The sequence below is a fragment of the Mesorhizobium sp. WSM4810 genome (assembly GCF_055811235.1).
In genome coordinates this window covers 1-398 of sequence record NZ_JBVVQV010000112.1, presented here as the reverse complement: position 1 = coordinate 398, position 398 = coordinate 1, and the positions used below count along the sequence as shown (strand labels likewise).

The window sequence follows — 398 nt, the reverse complement described above, 5'->3', positions numbered from 1 at the left end:
ATGGTCTTTTCCATGTCGGGGATGACGCTTGCCAGCGTGTGGCCGTCATAGGGATTGCCGGGCAGTGCTTTTGCATGCAGGGCGAACTGGCCACCCTTGGAGCGCTTCAGCGTGGTGGCCACCGACACCTTCACCCCGAACTCATAGGGCATATGCGCCTTGCCCTTGCCGATGCATTCTACCTCGTGTGCGTGCAGGCTGTAGATCTTGCGGCCGCGCTGGCGCTGGCGTTGCTCGAGAACGGTGGCCGCCTGGTAGAGCGGCCATTTGAAGAGCGCGTCCAGCCCCGCATCGCCGGCGATCTGGCGAGAGATGTCGCGAATGGTCCGGCCGAGATAGGTCTTGAGCCTGCGCAGCGCCTTGTTCGCCCGCTTGAACTGCTTGGCGTGGGCATAGCG

At 63.3% G+C, this 398-nt stretch carries 1 pseudogene; it reads right to left on the bottom strand.

The features are described from left to right. Positions 1–398: pseudogene (locus AC0L3O_RS35535) on the bottom strand (IS5/IS1182 family transposase); the annotation flags it as partial.